The following is a 22,214-nucleotide window of genomic DNA, read 5'->3' on the forward strand; positions in this document are numbered from 1 at the left end:
CCCCTACCCCTCCTGGCCGGCGGCGCCCGCCTGCGCGTCCTCGGCGTACCAGCGCGCGAACTCGGCCGACGGCATGGGCCGCGCAAAGAAGTATCCCTGGATGAAGGCGACCCCGCGCGCCTTCAGGTAGTCGAACTGGCGCTGGGTCTCCACGCCCTCGGCCACCACCGCCAGCCCCAGGCGGCTGGACAGAGTGATGATCACGTCCAGCACCGGCGCCTCTTCGCCCGCCGATTCGATGGCCTGCACGAAACCCTTGTCGATTTTCAGGTAATCCACCGGAAACTCCTGCAAGTACGAAAGCGAGCAGTGCCCCGTGCCGAAGTCGTCGATGGCCACCCGCAAGCCCTTGGCGCGCAGGGCGTCGATATTGCGCCGCGCCTGCCCGTTGTCGGAGATCAGGCTGCGTTCCGTGATTTCGAGCACGATCAGCGGGCGGCGCGCCGCGACGCTCGCGACGAACGCCTGGATGTCGGGCACCAGCCCGGCGCTGGACAGGTGCTCGGGCGCGATGTTCACGCCGATGCGGAAGTCCGGCGGCGTGGCCCAGGTCCGCACGTCGCGCTCGATCAGCGTCAACAGGTGCCGGGTCAGCGCAACGATCATGCCTTCCGCCTCGGCCGCCGCGATGAAGATGTCCGGACGCACCGGGCCCACGCCGGGCCGCTCCCAGCGCATCAGCGCCTCGACGCCTTCGCACCGGCCCGTGGCCTGCCCGTACAACGGCTGGTAATGCACCTGGAACTCGTCGGCCCGCATGGCGCGGCGCAATTGCTCCTTGAACGACTGCCGGCTGGATTGCAGGCGATACGCGCCCAGCGCCAGGCCCGCCCCGATCAACAGCGCCGCCGGAAGATACGTCAACATGGACCGCGACCACGCCTGCACGAACGCCTCGGGCGGCACCATCACGTCGATGGCGAGCGCCGCTCCGCCCGGCCCGCTGGCGGTTTCCCGGTACAGCGGCATGGCGGGCGCCGCCGAACGCCCCCAGGAGTCGCTGCGGATCGGGGCGCCCTTGCCCACGATGAGTTCGAGCTGCAGGTCGCCCATGGTGGCGACGGCATTCAGAAGATCCTGGACATAGCGGCCGTCCACCTCGACGATGCCGCTATACCCGTCCGGACGGGATTTGCCCACCAGGACGGCCGGGCGGTCGGGAGCCAGGGGCGTGCCGGTCACCGTGAGCGGCCAGACGTCCGGCGATATGCGGACGGGCCATCGGCTGAAATCGTCGACCGAGGCATCCACCCCGCCCAGCGCCGACGAGCAATAGACGCGGCCGTCGCGGGCCAGGACCAGGGACCGGAAATACGGATTGAGCGCGCCCCAGCGCTGCAGGTCGGGCAGCAGTTCGGCGCACGGCCCGGACGCCAGCGCCGCTACCCGCTCCACCATGTCCCAGGACTGGGAGAGAATGCTCTCGGCCTGGACGCGCACGATGCGCGCCGCCATTCCGGCTTCCTGCCGCTGGACGCTGTTCGCATGCAGCCAGGTCCATACCACGCAGACGAGGACGGGAAGCGCCAGGGCCAGCGCCACGGGAAGATAGCGCCAGGACGGCCCGCCGACCGTCATTCCCGAAGTAGGCGCATCGCCTCGTCGCATAGCTCGTCCATGGCTGCCGCAGGGCCCAGCCTGGATAGGACACTATGGCGTCCGCAACGTCAAGAAGCCTGGCCCGCGCCTGGAGGAACCGGCGCGGCGGGCGGGCGCAACAATTCGCAGATCAGCGCCACGTGCGCCTGGCGGCGCTCCGGAAGATCGATGCGTTCGCCCGGACCGAACAGCGCCGACATGACGAGCGTATGGACGATGGGCGACAGCAGCAGCCAGGGGTGGTCCCGCGCCACGCAATCGCCGCAAAGGCCGCGGGCCCGCGCGCGTTCCAGCAGCCGGGCCATGTCGGCCTGGTGCGCGTCCGCGGTGTCGCTGCGCCAGCGCGCCGCCAGGTGCGGCACCCGGCCGCTTTCGGCCAGCAGCAGGCGCAGGGTGCTGACCATGGCGGGGTTGCCCAGGCTGACGTAGAGATGATTGACGATGCGCTCGGCCAGATGGCGTGGCGTCGCGGCGCCGTCCACCACGGCGTCGACGTCCAGCCGCGAGGGGCTCAGGTGCCGCGCCAGCAGGGCTTCGAAGACGGCCTCCTTGCTGTCGAAATGCGCGTATAGCCCCCCCTTGGACAGCCCCGCGCGCAGCGCGATGTCATCCATCCTGGCGCCGGCGTAGCCGGCCTGCGAGAATTCCTGCAGCGCGGCGTCGAGAATCTGCCCGACCCGCACGGCCTGCGGAAGACGACGGCGCTGCGTGTTCATCCTGCTGCTCCCTCCATGCATACAATGCATTAAAAACCGACCGGTCAGTCGCTAACTTGATCCAGGTCAAGGAATGCGCAGGCGCGGTTAGGCACAATACGGACATGACCTTGGTGCCGGGTGGTCCGTCCCGAAGGCGGCGCCACAAGCCTGCCTACCCGGGGCGGCCCCCGGCGCCCTCGCGCTGGAGAAACCTCGCATGACACGTCGCCCGTTTCCGGCCTCGATCGCCGCGCGTCTCGCGCCCGCCGCCCTGCTGGTGCTGCTGGCCGGCGGCTGCGTCTCGCTGGCGCCCGACTACCACCGCCCCGCCCTGCCCGTGCCCGCCACCTACGCGGCCGGCGATTCCGGCGCCGCGGCGGCCACGGCGGCGGCCGACATCGGCTGGCAAACCTACTTCCCCGACCCCGTGCTTCAAGGGCTGATCGCCACCGCCCTGGACAACAACCGCGACCTGCGCAATGCGCTGCTGCGCGTCGAAGAGGCGCGCGCGCTGTACGGCATCCAGCGCGCGGACCAGTTCCCCACCATCGGCGCGCAGGCCGACGGGTCCCGCTCCCGCGTGCCAGGCGACCTGAACCTCACCGGGCAACCGCAGGTGACCAGCCAATACCAGGTGGGACTTGGAATGGCCAGTTGGGAACTCGATTTCTGGGGCCGGGTGCGCAACCTGAAGGATGCCGCGCTGCAGAACTACCTGGCATCCGACGCGGCCGCCCGGGCCGCCACGCTGAGTCTCGTCGCCGAAGTGGCGGACAGCTACCTCTCGCTGCGCGAACTGGACGAACGCCTGGCGCTGACCCGCGAAACCATCGCCTCGCGCGAAGAGTCGCTGCGCATCTTCCGCCGCCGCTACGAAGTGGGCGCCATCTCGAAGCTGGACCTCACCCAGGTCGAAACGCTGTGGCAGCAGGCCAAGGCGCTGGGCGCCGACCTGGAACAGGCCCGCGCCGAACAGGCCCATGCGCTGGAACTGCTGCTGGGCGCGCCGCTGGACCTGCCCGGGATGCCTCCCCGCCTGGACGACGGCACGGTCATGCTCGATCTGCCGCCCGGACTGCCGTCGGAGCTGCTGGTCAACCGCCCCGACATCGTCGCCGCCGAACACCGCCTGCGGGCCTCGAATGCCAATATCGGCGCGGCCCGCGCCGCCTTCCTGCCCAGCATCACCCTGACCGGCGCGTTCGGCACCGCCAGCGCCGAACTGGACGGCCTGTTCGCGGGCGGCAGCCGCGCCTGGAATTTCGCGCCCAGCATCAGCCTGCCGCTCTTCGACGCCGGCCGCCGCAGCGCTACCGTGGACCTGGCCGAAGCGCGGCGCGACCAGGCCGTGGCCAGTTACGAACAGACCATACAGACGGCGTTCAAGGACGTGTCCGACGCCCTGTCCGCCCGCCGCTGGCTGGCGGAGCAAGTGGACGTGCTGCGCGCCACCGTGGCGGCGCAAAGCGAGCGCGCCCGCCTGGCGCAACTGCGCTATGACCACGGCGCGTCGCCGTACCTGGAAGTGCTGGACGCCCAGCGCGACCTGCTCGCGGCCCAGCAGAAGCTCGCGCAGACGCGCCGCGCCCTGCTGTCCAGCCGGGTCAGGCTGTACGCCGCGCTGGGCGGCGGCACGCAAGCCCCCGCCCCGGCCCAGGCCGCCGCGGTCCCGCAAGACGCCAGCCCCCGATAACTGAGAACCAAGGATCCTTCCGATGCGCCTGCCCACCCGAAAACTGGTCCCCGTCCTGGTTGTCCTGGCCGTCGCCGCTGCCGGTTATTACGGCTGGCGGATGCTTTCCGACAGCGGCCCGGGCGCCGGCTTCGTCAGCGGCAACGGCCGCATCGAAGCCACCGAGATCGACGTGGCGGCCAAGCTGGCGGGCCGCGTGCAGGAAGTGTTGGCCTCCGAAGGCGATTTCGTCACCGCGGGCCAGCCGCTGGCGCGCATGCAGATCGACACGCTGCAGGCCCAGCGCGAAGAGGCCCGCGCCCAGCACCAGCAGGCCGTCAACGCCGCGGCCAGCGCCCGCGCGCAGGTCGTCCAGCGCGAAAGCGACAAGCTGGCGGCCGAGGCCGTGGTGGTGCAGCGGGAAAGCGAACTGGACGCCGCCCGGCGCCGCCTCGCGCGCTCCGAGGCCCTGTCCAAGGAAGGCGCGTCCTCGATCCAGGAACTGGACGACGACCGCGCCCGCATGCGCAGCGCGCAGGCCGCCGTGCATGCCTCCCGCGCGCAGGTGAACGCGGCCCAGGCGGCCATCGACGCCGCGCGCGCCGCGCAGGTCGGCGCGGAATCCGCCGTCACGGCGGCGCAGGCCACCATCGCGCGCATCGAGGCCGACATCGCCGACAGCGAATTGCGCGCCCCGCGCGACGGCCGGGTGCAGTATCGGGTGGCGCAGCCGGGCGAAGTCCTGGGCGCCGGCGGCAAGGTGCTGAACATGGTGGACCTGGCCGACGTCTACATGACGTTCTTCCTGCCCGAGCAGGCGGCGGGCCGCGTGGCCATGGGCCAGGACGTGCGCATCATCCTGGACGCCGCGCCCCAGTACGTCATCCCCGCCAAGGTGTCCTTCGTGGCGAGCACCGCGCAGTTCACGCCCAAGACCGTGGAAACGGCCAGCGAACGGCAGAAGCTGATGTTCCGGGTCAAGGCCCAGATCAGCCCCGACCTGCTGCAGCGGCATCTTCAGCAGGTCAAGACCGGCCTGCCGGGCGTGGCCTGGCTCAAGCTGGACGCCGACGCCCAATGGCCCGCCAACCTTGAAGCCAAGGTGCCCTGATGGCGCCCGAGCAGACCGCCCCCGTCGTCACGCTGTCCGGCGTCAGCCTGCGCTACGGCAAGACGGTCGCGCTGGACGGCATCACGCTCGACATCCCCGCGGGCCGCATGGTGGGGCTGATCGGCCCCGACGGCGTGGGCAAGTCCAGCCTGCTGGCGCTGGCGGCCGGCGCCCGCAAGATACAGGAAGGCAAGGTCGAAGTGCTGGGCGGCGACATGGCCGGCAGCCGCCACCGCGATGCCGTGTGCCCGCGCATCGCCTACATGCCGCAGGGCCTGGGCAAGAACCTGTATCCCACCCTGTCGGTCGAAGAGAACCTGCAATTCTTCGGGCGCCTGTTCGGCCACGACGAGGCCGAGCGCCGCCGCCGCATCGACAGCCTGACCCGCAGCACGGGCATGTCGGCCTTCCTGTCGCGGCCCGCCGGCAAGCTGTCCGGCGGCATGAAGCAGAAGCTGGGGCTGTGCTGCGCGCTGATCCACGACCCCGACCTGCTGATCCTGGACGAACCCACCACCGGCGTGGATCCGCTGGCGCGCGCGCAGTTCTGGGACCTGATCAACCAGATCCGCAGCGAACGCAGCGGCATGAGCGTCATCGTCGCCACGGCCTATATGGACGAAGCGCAGCGCTTCGACTGGCTGATCGCCATGGACGAAGGCCGGGTGCTGGCCACCGGCACGCCCGCCGAACTGGAACGGCGCACCGGCGCGGATTCCCTGGAAGCCGCCTTCATCGCGCTGCTGCCCGAGGCGAAACGGCGCGGCCACAAACCCGTGGAAATCGTGCCGCTGGCGGTCGGCGACGATGCCGAGATCGCCATCGAAGCGCGCGACCTCACCATGAAGTTCGGCGATTTCGTCGCGGTGGACCACGTCAATTTCCGCATCCGGAAAGGCGAAATATTCGGGTTCCTGGGCTCCAACGGCTGCGGCAAGTCCACCACCATGAAAATGCTGACGGGCCTCTTGCCCGCCAGCGAGGGGCAGGCCTGGCTGTTCGGCGCGGAAGTCGACCCCAGGAACATCGATACCCGCCGCCGGGTGGGCTATATGTCGCAGGCGTTTTCGCTGTACGGCGAACTGACGGTCAGGCAGAACCTGGTGCTGCACGCTCGCCTGTTCCACGTGCCCGAGGCCGATATCCCGGCCCGCGTGGACGAGATGGTGGCGCGCTTCGACCTGGGCGAGGTGCTGGACGCCTTGCCCGAGAACCTGCCGATGGGGGTGCGCCAGCGCCTGTCGCTGGCGGTGGCCATGGTGCACCGGCCCGAACTGCTGATCCTGGACGAACCCACCTCGGGCGTGGACCCCGTCGCGCGCGATGGATTCTGGCGCCTGCTCATCGCGCTGGCGCGGCAGGACCAGGTCACTATCTTCATCTCCACGCATTTCATGAACGAGGCGCAGCGCTGCGACCGCATGTCGCTGATGCACGCCGGCAAGGTGCTGGTCAGCGCCTCGCCCGACGAGATCACCCGGATGCGCGGCGCGAAGACGCTGGAAGAGGCCTTCATCGCCTATCTGATCGATGCCGGCGCGGGCACCCAGGCGGAAGCGGCCACGCCCGAAGACACCGCCGCGCCCGAATCCGCCCCCGAGCCCGAGCGCCGCGGATTCAGCCTGCAGCGCATGCTGAGCTATATGTGGCGCGAATCGCTGGAACTGCGCCGCGACCCCGTGCGCGCGACGCTGGCCCTGGCCGGGTCGCTCCTGCTGATGTTCGTGATGGGGTTCGGCATCAGCCTGGACGTGGAGGACCTGCGCTATGCGGTCATGGACCGCGACCAGACCGGGCTGAGCCAGAACTACAGCCTGAACCTGGCCGGCTCGCGCTACTTCATCGAACATCCGCCCATCTCGGATTACGCCGACATGGACGCGCGCATGCGCAGCGGCGAGCTGTCGCTGGCCATCGAGATTCCGCAAGGATTCGCCCGCGACGTGCAGCGCGGCGCCAGCGCGCAGATCGGCGTCTGGATCGACGGCGCGATGCCGCAGCGAGCCGAAACCATCCGCGGCTACGTCATGGGCATGCACCAGGGCTGGCTGATGCAGCAGGCGCGCGAGCGGCTGGGCGCCAGCGCCGCGCTGCCCGTGGACATCGAAACGCGCTTCCGCTACAACCCGGACGTGCGCAGCCTGCCCGCCATGGTGCCCGCCGTGATTCCCCTGCTGCTGCTGATGATGCCCGCGATGCTGACCGCGCTGGCGGTGGTGCGCGAAAAGGAACTGGGTTCCATCATCAACCTCTACGTCACCCCGGTGACGCGGCTGGAATTCCTGCTGGGCAAACAGGCGCCCTACGTGGCGCTGGCCATGCTGAACTTCCTGCTGATGACCTTGCTGGCCGTGACGCTGTTCGGCGTCCCCATCACCGGGAGCTTTCCTACGCTGTTGCTGGCCGCGCTGATCTACAACGTGGTCGCCACCGCCATCGGCCTGCTGGCCTCCACCTTCACCCGCAGCCAGATCGCGGCGCTGTTCTTCACCATGATCGGAACGCTGGTGCCCGCGGTGCAGTTCGCGGGGCTGCTCAACCCCGTCTCTTCGCTGGAAGGCGCCGGCCGGCTGATCGGCCAGGTCTACCCCGCCACGCACATGCTCACCATCAGCCGCGGCGTGTTCAGCAAGGCCCTGGACTTCTCGAACCTGCAAAGCTCGTTCTGGCCCTTGCTGGCGGCGATTCCCATCGTCCTCGGCGCCTCGGCGCTCCTGCTGAAGAAACAGGAGACCTGACATGAGGCACCTGGCCAATATCTACCGCCTGGGCGTGAAGGAGCTGTGGAGCCTGGCGCGCGACCCGATGATGCTGATCCTGATCTTCGTGTCGTTCACGCTGATGATCTATACGGCGGCCACCGCGGTGCCCGAAACCCTGCACAACGCCCCCATCGCCGTGGTGGACGAAGACGTCTCGCCCCTGTCCGGGCGCATCGTCTCGGCCTTCTATCCGCCGCACTTCACGCCGCCGGATCTGATCACGTCGGCCGAGGCCGACGCCGGCATGGACGCGGGGCGCTACACCTTCTCGGTCGGCATCCCGCCCAATTTCCAGCGCGACGTGCTGGCGGGCAGGCCGGCGGAGATCCAGTTGAACGTGGACGCGACGCGGATGAGCCAGGCGTTCACCGGCAGCAGCTACATCCAGCAGATCATCACCGACGAGGTCAACGAATTCGTCAAGCGCTACCGAGCGCCCACCGAGCTGCCGGTCGAACTGGCCGTGCGCATGCGCTTCAACCCCAACCTGACGCAGGCCTGGTTCGGCGCGCTGATGGAGATCATCAACAACGTCACGATGCTGTCCATCATCCTGACGGGCGCCGCGCTGATCCGCGAACGCGAGCACGGCACGATCGAGCACCTGCTGGTGATGCCGGTGACGCCGACCGAGATCATGGTCGCCAAGGTCTGGTCGATGGGGCTGGTGGTCCTGGCGTCCGCCGGGCTATCGTTGACTTTCGTGGTGCGCGGCCTGCTGCAAGTCCCGATCGAAGGATCGGTGGCGCTGTTCCTGGCCGGCGCGGCGCTGCACCTGTTCGCGACGACGTCCATGGGCATTTTCATGGCCACCCTCGCGCGCAGCATGCCCCAGTTCGGCATGCTGCTGGTGCTCGTGCTGCTGCCGCTGCAGATGCTGTCGGGCGGCACCACCCCGCGTGAAAGCATGCCGCAGTTCGTGCAGGACATCATGCTGGCCGCCCCCACCACCCATTTCGTGGAGCTCGGCCAGGCCATTCTCTACCGCGGCGCGGGCATCGGCGTCGTATGGCAGCCGTTCCTGGCGCTGGCGCTGATCGGCGCGGTCCTGTTCGCGTTCTCGCTGGCGCGCTTTCGCAAGACCCTCAGCCAGATGGCGTGAGGCCGTGTATTCGTTGCCCCTTACCACTCTTTTAAAAGGACGGATGATGAAGAAAACAACTGCCTCCACGCCCCTGGGCCTCGCCGGCGCCAACGCCGCCTATTGCCAGCGCATGGCCGAACTTGCGCAGGAAAGCCAGCAACGCTGGGCCGAGCTGGGCCGCCGCCTGGCCGACGAGAACGCCGCGCGATACCTGTCCACGCTGGCGCCGCTGAAACAGTCCGGAAACTGGCAGGACATCGCCCCCGCGCTGGGCGAAGCCACCCGCAAGCAGTGGCAAAGCCAGCTCGAAGCCAGCCAGGCCATCACCCACGCGCTGCTGGAAGAACAGGCCGCGCTGGCCGCGGGCATCAGCGAAGCCATGACCGGCTGGCTGAAGCAGGCCGCCGCCGGCGGCGGCGGCCTGGATGCCACTCCCATGGCGCAGATCTGGACGACCCTGTCCAACCAGATGGCGTCCGCCTGCTCCGCGATGCGAGAGGCCAGCCAGTCCGGCACCCGCCGCGAGGGCTGAGCCCATGGGTCCGCCGCGGATCAAGCCCGCGGCGGACCCAGTTCCTCCAGCAGCGCAGACCTGTTCCTCACCGCCCTGGCGGCGCCCCCTCGGCCGCTCCAGCCAAACCGCCGGAGCAGGCGGCGCAGCCTGTCCTTCTGCGCTGCTTTTTTTGTAACGCGGCGGCGCCCGCGCAAGCTGGAACGCTGCCGGCTTCCCTATGAAGCATGCGGAAAATGCGGATTCCCTCCCAAAACTGATCCGCTTTTTTATTAGCTCTCTGAATCTGTACTGATAACAGCGGAAGTCCTACCGTCATGGCGTAGGACAAACATCCGTCAGGAATACCGCCATGGATAGCGACGCGCTATTGCTAGCCCGAATACAGTTCGGCTTCACGATTTCGTTTCACATCATCTTCCCCGCCATCACCATCGGACTGGCCAGCTATCTCGCGGTGCTGGAAGGCCTGTGGCTGCGCACGCGGGACACCGTCTACCGCGATCTCTACCATTTCTGGACCAAGATCTTCGCCGTCAACTTCGGCATGGGCGTCGTGTCCGGCCTGGTGATGGCCTACCAGTTCGGCACCAACTGGAGCTTCTTCTCCGATTTCGCGGGCAGCGTGACCGGCCCCTTGCTGGCCTACGAAGTGCTCACCGCCTTTTTCCTGGAAGCCGGATTCCTGGGCGTGATGCTGTTCGGCTGGTCGCGCGTGGGGCCCGGCCTGCATTTCTTCTCGACCGTGATGGTGGCGCTGGGCACGCTGGTGTCGGCCACCTGGATCCTGGCCTCCAATAGCTGGATGCAGACGCCCGCCGGCTACGAAATCCTGGACGGGCGCGTGGTGCCCACCGACTGGCTTGCCGTCATCTTCAACCCCTCGTTCCCCTACCGGCTGGCGCACATGGGCATCGCGGCCTTCCTGGCCACCGCCCTCATGGTGGGCGCGTCCGGGGCCTGGCACCTGCTGCGCGGCGACCGCAGCCCCGCCGTGAAGAAGATGTTCGCGATGGCGATGGGCATGCTGCTGCTGGTGGCGCCGCTGCAAGCCGTGGTGGGCGACTTCCATGGCCTGAACACGCTCAAGCACCAGCCCGCCAAGATCGCGGCCATCGAGGGCCATTGGGAAAACGAACCCGGCGCCGGCGTGCCGCTGACGCTGTTCGGCATCCCCGACATGGCGCGCGAGGAAACGCGCTACGCGCTGAACGTGCCGCGCCTGGGCAGCCTGATCCTCACGCATAGCTGGGACGGCCAGTTCCCCGGCCTCAAGTCGTATCCGCCCGAAGACCGGCCCAACGCGGCGGCCGTGTTCTGGTCGTTCCGGGTCATGGCCGGGCTGGGCATGCTGATGATCGCGCTGGCCGCCTGGGCGCTGTGGGCGCGCTGGCGCGGCCGCCTGTTCGAGTCGCGCCGGCTGCACCGCTACGCGCTATGGATGGGGCCGTCCGGGCTGATCGCCATCCTGGCCGGCTGGTACGTCACGGAGATCGGCCGCCAGCCCTGGGTGGTGTACGGCGTGATGCGCACCGCCGACGCGGCCACGCCGCACGGGCTGGGCGAACTGACCTTGACCCTGGCGCTGTTCGTGGCGGTGTACCTGCTGGTGTTCGGCGCCGGCGTGTCGTACATGCTGCGGCTGATCCGCATGGGCCCGAGCCCCGCCCCCGGCCACTCGCCGCTGTCGGGCGGCCCCGGAGAGCCGCGCCAGCCGTCCCGGCCGCTGTCGGCCGCCTCCACCCTGGCGGGCCTCGAGCCCGCGCAACGCAAGCATTCGGGAGTCTGACGCCATGGGCATCGACCTTGCACTGGCATGGGCCGTCATCATCCTCTTCGGCGTGATGATGTACGTAATCATGGATGGCTTCGATCTGGGCATCGGCATCCTCTTCCCGCTGATCGCCGACCCCGACGAGCGCGACGTCATGGTCAACACGGTAGCCCCCGTGTGGGACGGCAACGAGACCTGGCTGGTGCTGGGCGGGGCCGGCCTGATGGCGGCGTTTCCGCTGGCCTATTCGGTGATCCTGAGCGCGCTGCACCTGCCGCTCGTCTTCATGCTGCTGGGCCTGATCTTCCGCGGCGTGGCCTTCGAATTCCGCTTCAAGGCGGACGAGCGCCACCGGCCCCTGTGGGACCGCGCCTTCGTGCTGGGCTCCGTGTGCGCCACCTTCTTCCAGGGCGTCACGCTGGGCGCGTACATCGAAGGCATCCCGGTCGTGGACCGCGCCTACCACGGCGGCCCCTGGGACTGGGTCAGCCCCTTCGCCCTGTTCACCGGCGCCGGGCTGGTGGCGGCCTACGCCCTGCTGGGCTGCACCTGGCTCATCATGAAGACCGAAGGACGCCTGCACCGCCACATGTGCGCCCTCGCCCGCCCGCTCACGCTGGCGCTGCTGGCGGTGATCGCGGCGCTCAGCATCTGGACCCCGCTTGCGCAGCCGCAGATCGCGCAGCGCTGGTTCAGCCTGCCGAACATGTTCTGGTTCCTGCCCGTGCCCGTGTTGGTGGCGGCCGCCGGATTCGAGCTGGTCCGCCGCGTGCGGGGCATGCCCGGCGCCGGCCCCTTCGTGCTGTCGCTGGCCCTGGTATTCCTGGGCTACAGCGGCCTGGGAATCAGCATCTGGCCCGCCATCATTCCGCCCGACGTGTCCATCTGGGCGGCGTCCGCGCCGCCGCAGAGCCAGGGCTTCGCGCTGGTGGGCGCGCTGGCGATCATTCCGGTCATTCTCATGTACACCGCATGGTCTTACTACGTGTTCCGTGGCAAGGTACGCACCGGAGAGGAGTTTCACTGATGGACGGCCCGCATTCCCCGCTGCCCTCGTGGCGCGGCCGCCTGCTCTGGCTGGCGATAATCTGGGCATGCAGCGTCGCCGCGCTGGGCGCGGCCGCCTATGCGCTGCGCCTGGTCATGAGAACCATCGGCATGTCGACCTGAACCCGCCCACGCGTACGGACCCGCCATGAAGCGCTATGAACGGCTGACAGAAGAAATCACCGCCTCGATCCGCTCGGGACTACTGCGGGCGGGCGACCGCCTGCCTTCGGTACGGCAGACCAGCGCCAGCCGCGGCGTGAGCCCGTCGACGGTGTTCAAGGCCTATTACCTGCTGGAGGCCCGCGGGCTGATCCGCGCCCGCGACCGTTCCGGCTACTACGTGCTGCGCGCGCCGCAAGCCGAGCTGCCCGAACCGGACGGCCTGTCCAGCGCCAGCGCCGGCCGCCATCCGGTGGACGTCAGCGACAACGTGCTGCAGGTGCTCAACGCCACCTTGCGGCGCGATATGCTGCCGTTCGGCTCCGCGTTCCCCAGCCCCTCGCTGCTGCCCTACGGCCGGCTGGCGAAGTTCATGGCGGCCACGGTCCAGCGCCTGGACCCCTGGGGCTCCATCGACGACCTGAGCCCGGGCGACGCCGCGCTGCGCCGGGCCATCGCGCTGCGCTACCTGGCCGACGGCCTGTCCGTGCCGGTCGACGACATCATCATCACCAACGGCGCGCTGGACGCGCTGAACCTCAGCCTGGCGGCCGTGACCCAGCCCGGCGACGCGGTGATCGTGGAATCCCCCACTTTCTACGCCGCGCTGCAATCGCTGGAGCGCAACCACCTGCACGCCATCGAAGTGGCCACGCACCCGCGCGAAGGCATCGACCTGCAGGCGCTGGAAGAAGCCATCCTGCGGCATCGGCCGCGCGCCTGCTGGCTCATGACCACCTTCCAGAATCCCCTGGGCAGCCTGATGCCGGACGACAAAAAGGAAGCGCTCGTGCGCCTCCTGGCGCGGCACGGCGTGGCGCTGATCGAGGACGACGTCTACGGCGAACTGTATTTCGGCGAGAACCGGCCGCGGCCCGCCAAGGCCTTCGACCGCGACGGCATCGTGATGCACTGTTCGTCGTTCTCCAAGACCCTGGCGCCGGGCTATCGCGTGGGCTGGGTGGCCGCGGGCCGCTACACGCGCCAGATCATGCGCAACAAGCTCACCACCAGCCTGGCCACCGCCGCGCCCACGCAGGCCGCCATCGCCGCCTACCTGGAGAAAGGCGGCTTCGACCGCCACCTGCGGCAATTCCGTCAGGCGCTGGCCTTGCAGCAAGGCGAACTGCTGCAGGCCATCGCCCGCTACTTTCCGAAGGGCACGCGGGCCACGCGGCCGGCGGGCGGCTATTTCGTGTGGGTGGAACTGCCGGCGCACATCGACACCCTGAAAGTGCACCGCGCCGCGCTGGGGCACGGCATCAGCATCGCGCCAGGCCCGCTCTTCTCGTCCTCGGGCGCGTTCGGCAACTTCCTGCGGCTGAACGGCGGACATCCCTGGAGCCCGGAAATGGAACAAGGCATGGCGACGCTGGGCAAACTGCTGGCCTAGCCATTCGTTGTCTTGGCCGGCGATTCACGCTATAAATGAGTGTTATTCTTATTAATACCTCATCGCCGCGCCGCCATCCATGGATTCCCCCGCGTACAAGAATGTCCACCAGCTTTACGCGGAACACCACGACTGGCTGCTGGGCTGGCTGAACCGGCGCGTCAACAACCGCGCCGACGCCGCGGACCTGACGCAGGACACGTTCTGCCGCATCCTCACCTCCCCCGGCGCCGCCCCCATCTCCGAGCCGCGGGCGTACCTGTTGACGCTGGCGCGCCGGCTCACCATCGACCTGTGGCGCGCGCGCGACGTCGAGGCGCGCTATCTGCAAGCGCTGTCGCTGGAGCAGGAGCCGGTCGCCGCGTCGCCTGAAACGCTGATCATGCTGAAGCAGGCGGTCATGGAGATCGACAGCCTGCTGAACGGCTTGCCCGTGCCGGTCAAGCACGCCTTTCTGCTGAACCGGCTGGACGGCATGACCCATCCAGCCATTGCGCAAAACCTGGGCCTGTCGCTGGCGACCGTGGAACGGCACATCAAGCGCGCCTTTCTGCACTGCATCGCATCGCGCCGCGCGGCGGACGCCGCATGAGCGCCGCCAGCGACGCGCTGACGGAACGCGCGGTCGACTGGATCGTGCTGCTGACGTCCGGCCAGGCCTCCGACCAGGACCGCCAGCGCTTTGAGCACTGGCTGGCCAGCCATCCTGACCACGCCCTCGCCTGGGCCGAGGTCGACGGCCTGATGCAACAGCCGCTATCGCGCCTGCGCAGCGCTGCCGGTGCCGCGCCAGGCGCGGCGCACGCCGCCCGCGCCACCCTGTTGCGAAGCAGCAAACTCGACCGCCGCCGCCTGCTGAAGCTGGCCATGGCGATGTCCGGCGTCACCATCGGCGGACTGATCGCCGACCGCTACATCCCGCTTGCCGGACTGTCCGCGACCTACTCCACCCGCACGGGCGAACGCCAGACCTATGCGCTGGAAGACGGCTCCATGCTGACCTTGAACGCGCGCTCGGCCGCCGACGTGCGCTATGACGGCGCCCGCCGCACCGTCGTGCTGCGCCAGGGCGGACTGTATGCCGAGGCCCGGCCCGACAGCCGGCCTTTCGTGGTGCGCACCCGATACGGCGCCGTCGTCGGCGGCGAATCGCATCTGGCCGTGGACCAGTTCGACACCTACGCCGTGGCCAGCGCCATCGAGGGCGCCCTGACCCTGCAACCGCAACGCGGCCGGCCGCTGGCCCTGCCGCAAGCCGGCACGGCCGCGTTCGATTTCGACCGCGCATGGCAACGGGACGACACCGCCCAGGCCAGTTGGCGCGACGGCATCCTCAACGTGCGCGACGCCCGGCTGGCCGAAGTGGTGGAGCAACTGCGCGCCTACCAGCCCGGCGTGATCCGCGTATCGCCGCAAGCCGGCGCGCTGCGCGTGTTCGGCGTATTCCCGTTGGACGATCCTGCCCGAGCCTTGCTGGCCCTGGGCGAAACGCTGCCGATCCAGGTCAGGCGCTATGGCCCCTGGCTGACGCTGGTGGATGCGGCATAAGGACGCGGCAAAAAAAATGCGCGGGCGATGAGGGGATTCAAGGACGGTCGCCGTCATGACTAATGACGCAACCGAAATCCCTTTTTGCCGGACCCCTTGAATCATGACTTTCCTCTTGAACCGTGGCGCGGCGCTCGTCGCCGGCGCCCTCGGCGCCTGCGCGCTGACGCAGCCCGCGATCGCACAGGATGCGGCCGCAGTCCCCGCCCAGCGGGCCGCCCAGTCCTACGACCTGCCCGCCGCGCCTTTGGCCGACACCCTGAGCCGGATCTCGCGGCACAGCGGCCGCACCATCTCGGCCAGCGCGGAACTCGTGTCGGGCAAGCAAGCGGCGCCGGTACGCGGCGCGCTCAGCGCCGAAGCCGCGGCGCGGCAGGCCCTGACGGGCACGGGACTGGAGCTGGTCGTGACGCCCGGCGGCGTGCTCAGCGTGCGGCCGCAGCCCGCCGCCGGCGCGGTGACCTCGCTGGAACCCGTGCTGGTGACGGCCAGCAACGCCATTCCCCCCAGCGAAGGCACCGGTTCCTATACCGTGCCGGAATCCAGCTCGGCCACACGCATGCGCCTGTCGCTGCGGGAAACGCCCCAGTCGGTCAGCGTCATCACCCGGCAGCAGATGGACGACCAGGGCATCACCACCGTCGCCGGCGCGCTGGAGCAGACACCGGGGATCGCAGTCTCGCGCGCCAACTCGGAAGGCTACAGTTTCTATTCGCGCGGGTTCCAACTGCAGAATTTCCAGTTCGACGGCCTGCCCAGTCTGTCGAGCGACGGCGGCAACGTGCGCGACAACTACAGCATCACCAGTTCGGTCATCTATGACCGGGTGGAAATCCTGAAAGGCGCGACAGGCCTGGTCAATGGGGCCGGATACCCCTCGGGCGTCATCAACCTGATCCGCAAGCGCCCCACCCGCGAATTCCAGGGCAGCATCACCGCCGGCGCGGGCTCGTGGGACCAGTATCGCGGCGAACTCGATCTGGGCGGCTCGCTGGCCGAGAACGGCAGAATACGCGGAAGAATGGTGGCGGCGGTCAACGACGCCAACAGCTTCATCGACTACACCAAAACGCGCGAAGACGTGCTCTATGGCATTGTCGAGGCCGACATCACCGCCCGCACAACGGCATCGTTCGGCATCGAATACCAGAAGAACAAAAACCACGCCTCGTCCAACATCCATCTACCGGCGTTCTACACCGACGGCACGCAAGCCAGCTTCCCGCGTTCGACCAATCCCGCCGATAAATGGACCTGGCGCACGCAGGAAACCACACGCTATTTCGCGGACGTCACGCACGACTTCGGCAATGACTGGCGATTGAAACTGGCGGCCGGCCACCGCGGCTATCTGTCGCGCGAACTCATCGCGGGCATGGGCAGCTCATTCATCGACGTGGACACGCACGGCATCAGCCACAGCCTGGGCCAGGCCAGCCTGTTCGACACGGATTCGCGCGAGAACAGCATCGACGTGCAGGTGTCGGGCATGTTCTCGCTGCTGGGCCGCAAGCACGATCTGGTCTTCGGCTACAACGCCGCCCGCACACATTCGACCTCGTCACGGGATGATGGCCTGACCGACCTGCGGATACCCGACGCCTTCAACTGGGACAACAATGCGTTCAAGCCCTCGGTCTACACGCATGTGCTGGATTTCGACGTCGAGGTGTCCCAGAAAATCCTGTATGGCGCCACGGTGTTGCGCCCCACCGACCGCTTCGCGGTCATTCTGGGCGGCCGGCTAACCGACTACGGATGGACGCAGAAATCCGTCTTCAGCAGCGGATCGCGCGCCAGCTATGACACCGACGTGGACAACAAATTCATTCCCTATGCGGGCGTCACGTTTGACGTGGACGCCAACCATACGGTCTACGCCAGCTATACCGACGTATTCAAGCCCCAGGCCTTCAATTTCGACGCCAGCAACCGCCAACTGGATCCGCTGACGGGTAAAAGCTACGAGATCGGCGGCAAGGGCGAATACCTGGACGGCAAGCTGAACACCAGCATCGCCTTTTTCCAGCTCAAGCAGAACAATGTGGCCGAGCTGGATCCCAGCGGGGCAACACTGCCCAACGGCAGCGTGGCTTACGTGGCGGTGCCCGGCGTGACCACGCGGGGGATCGAACTGGAGATTTCGGGCGAACTGCTGCCCAATTGGCAGCTCCACGCCGGCTATACCTACAGCCGGTCGCGAAACCGCGCCGACGAACGGGTCAGCACCACCCAGCCCGAGCAGATGTTCAAACTGGCCACCACGTACCGCCTGCCCGGCGATTGGCATCGCTTGACGGTGGGCGGCAGTATGCTCTGGCAGAGCGGCACCTACTTCGCGCAAAGCGTCGACGGCGCAAGCCGCCGGTTCAGCCAGGACGGCTACGGCGTGCTGGGCCTGATGGCCGCCTATGACTTCAACAAGGACCTGCGGCTGACGGTGAACCTGAACAACGTGCTGGACAAGACCTACTACGCCGGCATGGGCAATTACAACTCCGTCTACTATGGCGCGCCGCGCAATGTGCTGGCGCAGTTGCGGTACAAGTTCTAGCAGGCGGCGGCCGGTATCGCGCCCCGGTCAGCGGCGCTGCCTGGCCGCGTCCGCCTCGCGGCGCAGCGAAGCGGCGTCGCCCCGCAAGGGCAGCACCAGCCTGCCCTGCCGGTCGATGGCGCCCCAGTCGCCGCCCACCACCATGGTGTGTTCGCCATCGGCGGTAGGTTGTATCCCGCATCGGGAACAGACCACGGCGATACCGTCGATGAAGGGTTCCGCCCACTGGTAGGGCGTCGCGAGCGCCACGTTGAGCTGCTTGTCGTAGTAGGCCATCGTGCCGTCGGCCAGCCTGCCCCGGGCCAGGCCGGCCTCGAATTCGTCCGGGCCGTTGTCATAGGTGAGCACGGACGCGGAAGCGCCGTCGGCGCGCACCCAATGCCAGCCGCCGTCTGTCGCCACGGCAGACAGGCCGTCCTCGTAGAACGCCATTTTGCGCAGCACATCGGGATTGAACGCCAGCCCGCCGGCCTCGCGCCTGGCGCAATGCGGCGCGCGCTCCAGCATCCCGCCCGCGCCTTTCTGGTTGTAGAAGCAAGGCAGATCGAAACCCGCCGGGCCGGTCACGGCAAGCAACAGCGCGGAGAAAAGTGTCGTCAGCGGCATGAGGACGATCCTAGCATGCGCTATTCGCGGGCCCGGCGCCTGGCAAATGGCAAGCAGCCCCGCCGGGCCGCTTTTTTTTCCTCAGTTCGCCGTGGCGCCCGAGTCCTTGACGGCCTTGGCCCAGGCCGCGATCTCGCTCTGGATGAAGGCGCCGAACGCGGCGGTGTTCAGGCTGGAGGCCTGCGCGCCCTCTTCCATCAACCGCTGCTTGACGGCCGGCGCCGCCAGCGCGCCGCTCAGGGCCTCGTTCAACCTGGCCACGACGGCCTCCGGCGTGCCCGCGGGCGCGACGATGCCGTGCCAAGACACCGCCTGGAAGCCTGGCAGGCCGGATTCCGCCATGGTCGGGATCTCGGGCATCGCGGGCGAGCGCTGCGGCGACGTCACCGCCAGCGCGCGCAGCGTGCCGGCCTTCACGTGCGGCAGCACGCCGGGAATCGTGGTGAACATGAAGTCGATCTGGCCGCCGATGAGGTCCGTGATGGCGGGGCTGCCGCCCTTGTACGGCACGTGCGTGAATTCCAGTTTGGCGGCGCTCTTGAACATCTCGCCGGCCAGGTGGCCGGGCGTGCCCGCGCCCGCCGAACCCATGTTGGTCCGGTCGCCCTGCGATCGGATGTACGCGATCAGCTCCTGCACGTTCGCGGCCTGCACCGGCTTGCCCACCACCAGCACGTTGGGCACCGTGGCCAGCAGCGTGACGGGGGTGAAGTCCTTCACCGCGTCGTACGAAATGCGCGAGTACAAGGACGGGTTGATGCCGTGCGTGCTGGCGGTGGCCAGCAGCAGCGTGTAGCCGTCGGGCGCGGACGTGGCCACCTGCTTGGCCGCGATGGTGCCGTTGGCGCCGCCCTTGTTGTCGATGACGATGGTCTGGCCCAGGGTCTTGGCGGCCTCGGCCGCCACCGTGCGCGCCAGGATGTCCGACGTGCCGCCGGCCGAATGCGGCACGACCAGCGTAATGGGCTTCGCGGGAAAGGACTGCGCCTGGGCCGCCGGCAGCGCCGGCAGCAGACAGGCGGCCAGTGCGGCGCCGCCTCGGGGCGGCGTCCGGCCGGTCAATCCGAGCCCAATTGCAGCTTGTTGGGCTGGCGTTTCTCTATCGACCACTTCAATAGCGCGGCGGACCGGTAGATGCCGTGGGCGAACTTTCCATAGGGCAAGGTCAGGAACAGCGCCATGACCACGCCCAGGTGGATCGCCAGCAGCAGCGCCATCGCGCCGCCGTCGCGGCCGGCCAGCAGGGCCAGGCCCGTGGCGCTGGTCAGGAACAGCAGCACGATGAAACCGCGGTCCATCGGCTTCTGCGCGGCGTCGCCCTGCAGCGGATGGCGCCTGAGGTTCAGCCACAGCAGGCCGGCCGGCCCGATCAGCAGCCCGATGCCGCCCGCGGTGCCCAGCAGGACCGGCGCGCTCAGGAACGGATACGGCGCCTGCTGCCCCAGCAGGTAGTGGTACAGCGTCGCCACGCTGGTGGCCGCGAAACACAGCATGAAGCCGTAGAACGTGAAGTGGTGGAAGCGCCGGCGCCAGAGCGTGAACGCGTCGTCCGCGTTGTTGCAGCCCTTGCCGTGGCCGCCGTCCAGGTAGCGCAGGCGCAGGGCGTCGTGCGCAGCTTCGGCGACCGCCGCGCCGGACGCCGCCCCCGGGCTGACGTTGCGCCAGAAGCGCGTCACGCCGACGCCCAGCGCCAGCACGGCGAAACCGAACACCGCCCCGAACATCAGCGCCAGCGTGTTGTGCGGGAACACCGCGTAGAAATTGCCCGCCATCGGCGCATGGAACAGCCCGCCGGCCATCAGCACCGCCAGGACCAGGAACAGCGCCAGGCCCGCGGCCGTGGCCAGGGACAGGGCCAGGCCGTTGCGCTTGTACAGCGTGCCCAGGGCGGCCGGCCAGGCGTAGTCGGTGTAGGTCTGCACGCGGACGCGGGCCATGGCCTGCGGCACGTTCACCGCGAACTCGTGCGGCGGCGCGTACTGACAGGCATGCAGACAGGCGCCGCAGTTGTGGCACAGGTTGGCCAGGTAGTTGATGTCGGCCTTGCCGAATTCCAGCCGGCGGGTCATGGCGGGAAACACCGCGCAGAATCCTTCGCAGTACCGGCAGGCATTGCAGATCTGCATGACGCGCGCGACTTCCGCTTCGCCGTCCGTCAGCGCGGCGGACTGCGGCTTGGCGTTTCTGCCGTGCCAGTGAATGGTCTGCTCGGCCATGGCCGGCGCCGATTCCGAAAACGACTGCGCCTCGCGGGCCAGGGCTTCAAGCTGCTTCATGGAGTGCTCCGGCGGAGTGCTGGCGGCGCGCGGCGGCGGCGGCCCGGGTGCCGGCGATGCGGCCGAAGGCCGTGCCGATGGACATGCCCACGCCGGCGGTGTAGCCCTTGCCCAGCACGTTGCCCGCCATCATTTCGCCGGCGACGAACAGGTTGTCGCTCGGCATATCGTTGAAACGGACCGCGGCGGTGTCGTCCACCTTCAGGCCCAGATAGGTGAACGTGATGCCGGGACGCAAGGCGTAGCCGTAGAAGGGCGCGGTGTCTATCGGGCGAGCCCAGTGCGTCTTGGCCGGCGTCACGCCTTCGGTGTGGCAGTCATCCAGCGCGGTGTGGTCGAACGTGCCGACCCGACAGGACGCGTTGTAGCCGCCGATGGTGCGTTCGAAGGCGGCGGGGTCCAGGCCCAGCTTCTGCGCCAGTTCGGGCAGCGTGTCGGCCTGCACGCCCGGGAACACCGGCGGCATGAACCGGCCGACCGCCTTGGCGTCGATGATGGAATAGGCGATCTGGCCCGGCTGCATGGCGGTCAGGCGCCCCCAGATGGCGTAGCGCTTGGGCCAGAAATCCTCGCCCTCGTCGTAGAAGCGCTCGGCGTCCCGGTTGACCACCACGCCCAGCGACACGCAGTCGATGCGCGTGCAGATGCCGCCGTCGTAGAGCGGAGCGCGGGCGTCGATGGCCACGCAATGGGACTGGGAGGGATCGCCGATGCCGTCCGCGCCGGCGTCCAGCATGAACTTCAGCAGGACGCCCATGTTGTACCGGGTGCCCCGGATCAGGAAATTGTCGGCCGGCCATTCGCCGCGCTCGTTCTGGCCCCAGGCCTCTCGCAGCCATTCGCGGTTGGATTCGAAGCCGCCAGCGGCCAGCACACAGGCCCGCGCCTCGATGCGTTCGCCGCCGATGCGCGCCGCCACGAAGCGGCTGCCGTCCAGTTCCAGCGAGTCGACCGGAGCGTTGTAGCGGACCCGCACGCCCAGCGCTTCGGCGCTGCGGTAGTAGGCGTTCACCAGCGCCTTGCCCCCGCCCATGAAAAAGGCGTTGGTGCGGGCCACGTGCAGCGCGCCGGACAGCGGCGGCTGGAAGTTCACGCCATGGCGGCGCATCCAGTCGCGGCAGGTGGAGGATTCGCGGATGACCAGGCGCGCCAGGTGCTCGTTGGTCAGCCCGCCCGTCACCTTCAGCAGGTCCTGCCAGTATTCCTCTTCGGGGTAGGCGTCGACCAGCACGTCCTGCGGCGCATCGTGCATGCAGCGCAGATTGCGCGTGTGCTGCGAATTGCCGCCGCGCCATTCGCGCGGCGCCGCTTCCAGCAGCAGCACGCTGGCGCCCGCTTCGCGCGCCATCAGGGCCGCGCACAGCGCCGCGTTGCCCCCTCCTATCACCAAGACGTCGACCATGCCATTGTTCCCAAT

The 22,214-nt window shown here is 68.6% G+C and carries 18 protein-coding genes; 12 read left to right on the forward strand and 6 right to left on the reverse strand.

The window, feature by feature from the left end; translation table 11 throughout:
- Positions 1 to 3 precede the first annotated feature (3 nt).
- Complete coding sequence (locus tag AVE30378_RS06880) at positions 4 to 1,608, reverse strand: EAL domain-containing protein (RefSeq protein ID WP_244234985.1); 1,605 nt, start codon at positions 1,606 to 1,608, stop codon at positions 4 to 6.
- 59 nt (positions 1,609 to 1,667) lie between these two features.
- Positions 1,668 to 2,315 carry a TetR/AcrR family transcriptional regulator gene (locus AVE30378_RS06885; protein ID WP_129240035.1) on the reverse strand — a complete coding sequence of 216 codons (648 nt, stop codon included), beginning with the start codon at positions 2,313 to 2,315 and terminating at the stop codon, positions 1,668 to 1,670.
- Positions 2,316 to 2,514: 199 nt separating this feature from the next.
- Between AVE30378_RS06885 and AVE30378_RS06890 the strand changes: the two genes are divergently transcribed.
- The 12 genes from AVE30378_RS06890 (at position 2,515) to AVE30378_RS06945 (ending at position 17,915) form a co-directional block, all read left to right on the forward strand.
- A complete protein-coding gene (locus AVE30378_RS06890) occupies positions 2,515 to 3,990 on the forward strand; it encodes an efflux transporter outer membrane subunit (RefSeq protein WP_129240036.1) in 1,476 nt (491 codons plus the stop codon).
- Between the two features lie 22 nt (positions 3,991 to 4,012).
- Positions 4,013 to 5,080: an HlyD family secretion protein gene (locus AVE30378_RS06895; RefSeq protein WP_129240037.1), complete on the forward strand. Its 1,068-nt coding sequence runs from the start codon at positions 4,013 to 4,015 to the stop codon at positions 5,078 to 5,080.
- A complete protein-coding gene (gene rbbA, locus AVE30378_RS06900) occupies positions 5,080 to 7,818 on the forward strand; it encodes a ribosome-associated ATPase/putative transporter RbbA (protein WP_129240038.1) in 2,739 nt (912 codons plus the stop codon). The genes AVE30378_RS06895 and rbbA overlap by 1 nt, the downstream gene beginning before the upstream one ends.
- 1 nt (position 7,819) lies before the next feature.
- Positions 7,820 to 8,944, forward strand: coding sequence for an ABC transporter permease (locus tag AVE30378_RS06905; RefSeq protein ID WP_129240039.1), 1,125 nt, complete (start codon positions 7,820 to 7,822; stop codon positions 8,942 to 8,944).
- Positions 8,945 to 8,990: 46 nt separating this feature from the next.
- Positions 8,991 to 9,458 (forward strand): hypothetical protein, encoded by a 468-nt coding sequence (locus AVE30378_RS06910; RefSeq protein ID WP_338879873.1) that lies wholly within the window; start codon positions 8,991 to 8,993, stop codon positions 9,456 to 9,458.
- A gap of 331 nt (positions 9,459 to 9,789) precedes the next feature.
- On the forward strand, positions 9,790 to 11,226 hold the full coding sequence (locus AVE30378_RS06915; RefSeq protein WP_129240041.1) for a cytochrome ubiquinol oxidase subunit I: 1,437 nt from the start codon (positions 9,790 to 9,792) through the stop codon (positions 11,224 to 11,226).
- Positions 11,227 to 11,230: 4 nt separating this feature from the next.
- Positions 11,231 to 12,238 carry a cytochrome d ubiquinol oxidase subunit II gene (gene cydB / locus AVE30378_RS06920; protein WP_129240042.1) on the forward strand — a complete coding sequence of 336 codons (1,008 nt, stop codon included), beginning with the start codon at positions 11,231 to 11,233 and terminating at the stop codon, positions 12,236 to 12,238.
- Positions 12,238 to 12,381 carry a DUF2474 family protein gene (locus AVE30378_RS06925; RefSeq protein ID WP_129240043.1) on the forward strand — a complete coding sequence of 48 codons (144 nt, stop codon included), beginning with the start codon at positions 12,238 to 12,240 and terminating at the stop codon, positions 12,379 to 12,381. Before cydB ends, AVE30378_RS06925 begins: the two co-directional genes overlap by 1 nt.
- Positions 12,382 to 12,406: 25 nt before the next feature.
- Positions 12,407 to 13,813, forward strand: a complete 1,407-nt coding sequence (locus AVE30378_RS06930) for an aminotransferase-like domain-containing protein (RefSeq protein ID WP_129240044.1) — start codon at positions 12,407 to 12,409, stop codon at positions 13,811 to 13,813.
- A gap of 79 nt (positions 13,814 to 13,892) precedes the next feature.
- Positions 13,893 to 14,405, forward strand: coding sequence for a sigma-70 family RNA polymerase sigma factor (locus tag AVE30378_RS06935; protein ID WP_129240045.1), 513 nt, complete (start codon positions 13,893 to 13,895; stop codon positions 14,403 to 14,405).
- Positions 14,402 to 15,361: a DUF4880 domain-containing protein gene (locus AVE30378_RS06940; protein WP_129240046.1), complete on the forward strand. Its 960-nt coding sequence runs from the start codon at positions 14,402 to 14,404 to the stop codon at positions 15,359 to 15,361. The genes AVE30378_RS06935 and AVE30378_RS06940 overlap by 4 nt, the downstream gene beginning before the upstream one ends.
- Positions 15,362 to 15,464: 103 nt before the next feature.
- Positions 15,465 to 17,915 carry a TonB-dependent siderophore receptor gene (locus AVE30378_RS06945; RefSeq protein WP_129240047.1) on the forward strand — a complete coding sequence of 817 codons (2,451 nt, stop codon included), beginning with the start codon at positions 15,465 to 15,467 and terminating at the stop codon, positions 17,913 to 17,915.
- Between the two features lie 27 nt (positions 17,916 to 17,942).
- Here AVE30378_RS06945 and AVE30378_RS06950 read toward each other — a convergent pair whose 3' ends face one another.
- The 4 genes from AVE30378_RS06950 to tcuA all read right to left on the reverse strand — a co-directional run bounded on the left by AVE30378_RS06950 (position 17,943) and on the right by tcuA (position 22,199).
- A complete protein-coding gene (locus tag AVE30378_RS06950) occupies positions 17,943 to 18,521 on the reverse strand; it encodes a WG repeat-containing protein (RefSeq protein ID WP_129240048.1) in 579 nt (192 codons plus the stop codon).
- Between the two features lie 81 nt (positions 18,522 to 18,602).
- Entirely contained in the window at positions 18,603 to 19,583 is a 981-nt protein-coding gene (locus tag AVE30378_RS06955; protein WP_129240049.1) for a Bug family tripartite tricarboxylate transporter substrate binding protein, read from the reverse strand.
- Entirely contained in the window at positions 19,580 to 20,797 is a 1,218-nt protein-coding gene (gene tcuB, locus AVE30378_RS06960; RefSeq protein ID WP_129240050.1) for a tricarballylate utilization 4Fe-4S protein TcuB, read from the reverse strand. The genes AVE30378_RS06955 and tcuB overlap by 4 nt, the downstream gene beginning before the upstream one ends.
- Positions 20,784 to 22,199: an FAD-dependent tricarballylate dehydrogenase TcuA gene (gene tcuA, locus AVE30378_RS06965; RefSeq protein WP_129240051.1), complete on the reverse strand. Its 1,416-nt coding sequence runs from the start codon at positions 22,197 to 22,199 to the stop codon at positions 20,784 to 20,786. The genes tcuB and tcuA overlap by 14 nt, the downstream gene beginning before the upstream one ends.
- Positions 22,200 to 22,214: the final 15 nt, after the last annotated feature.

The sequence above is a fragment of the Achromobacter veterisilvae genome (genome assembly GCF_900496975.1).
Taxonomy (GTDB): Bacteria; Pseudomonadota; Gammaproteobacteria; order Burkholderiales; family Burkholderiaceae_B; genus Achromobacter; species Achromobacter veterisilvae.

Coding starts and splice junctions, on each gene's coding strand:
- AVE30378_RS06880 (WP_244234985.1), bottom strand. CDS start 1,608: ATGCGACGAGGCGATGCGCCTACTTCGGGAATGACGGTCGGCGGGCCG.
- AVE30378_RS06885 (WP_129240035.1), bottom strand. CDS start 2,315: ATGAACACGCAGCGCCGTCGTCTTCCGCAGGCCGTGCGGGTCGGGCAG.
- AVE30378_RS06890 (WP_129240036.1), top strand. CDS start 2,515: ATGACACGTCGCCCGTTTCCGGCCTCGATCGCCGCGCGTCTCGCGCCC.
- AVE30378_RS06895 (WP_129240037.1), top strand. CDS start 4,013: ATGCGCCTGCCCACCCGAAAACTGGTCCCCGTCCTGGTTGTCCTGGCC.
- rbbA (WP_129240038.1), top strand. CDS start 5,080: ATGGCGCCCGAGCAGACCGCCCCCGTCGTCACGCTGTCCGGCGTCAGC.
- AVE30378_RS06905 (WP_129240039.1), top strand. CDS start 7,820: ATGAGGCACCTGGCCAATATCTACCGCCTGGGCGTGAAGGAGCTGTGG.
- AVE30378_RS06910 (WP_338879873.1), top strand. CDS start 8,991: ATGAAGAAAACAACTGCCTCCACGCCCCTGGGCCTCGCCGGCGCCAAC.
- AVE30378_RS06915 (WP_129240041.1), top strand. CDS start 9,790: ATGGATAGCGACGCGCTATTGCTAGCCCGAATACAGTTCGGCTTCACG.
- cydB (WP_129240042.1), top strand. CDS start 11,231: ATGGGCATCGACCTTGCACTGGCATGGGCCGTCATCATCCTCTTCGGC.
- AVE30378_RS06925 (WP_129240043.1), top strand. CDS start 12,238: ATGGACGGCCCGCATTCCCCGCTGCCCTCGTGGCGCGGCCGCCTGCTC.
- AVE30378_RS06930 (WP_129240044.1), top strand. CDS start 12,407: ATGAAGCGCTATGAACGGCTGACAGAAGAAATCACCGCCTCGATCCGC.
- AVE30378_RS06935 (WP_129240045.1), top strand. CDS start 13,893: ATGGATTCCCCCGCGTACAAGAATGTCCACCAGCTTTACGCGGAACAC.
- AVE30378_RS06940 (WP_129240046.1), top strand. CDS start 14,402: ATGAGCGCCGCCAGCGACGCGCTGACGGAACGCGCGGTCGACTGGATC.
- AVE30378_RS06945 (WP_129240047.1), top strand. CDS start 15,465: ATGACTTTCCTCTTGAACCGTGGCGCGGCGCTCGTCGCCGGCGCCCTC.
- AVE30378_RS06950 (WP_129240048.1), bottom strand. CDS start 18,521: ATGCCGCTGACGACACTTTTCTCCGCGCTGTTGCTTGCCGTGACCGGC.
- tcuB (WP_129240050.1), bottom strand. CDS start 20,797: ATGAAGCAGCTTGAAGCCCTGGCCCGCGAGGCGCAGTCGTTTTCGGAA.
- tcuA (WP_129240051.1), bottom strand. CDS start 22,199: ATGGTCGACGTCTTGGTGATAGGAGGGGGCAACGCGGCGCTGTGCGCG.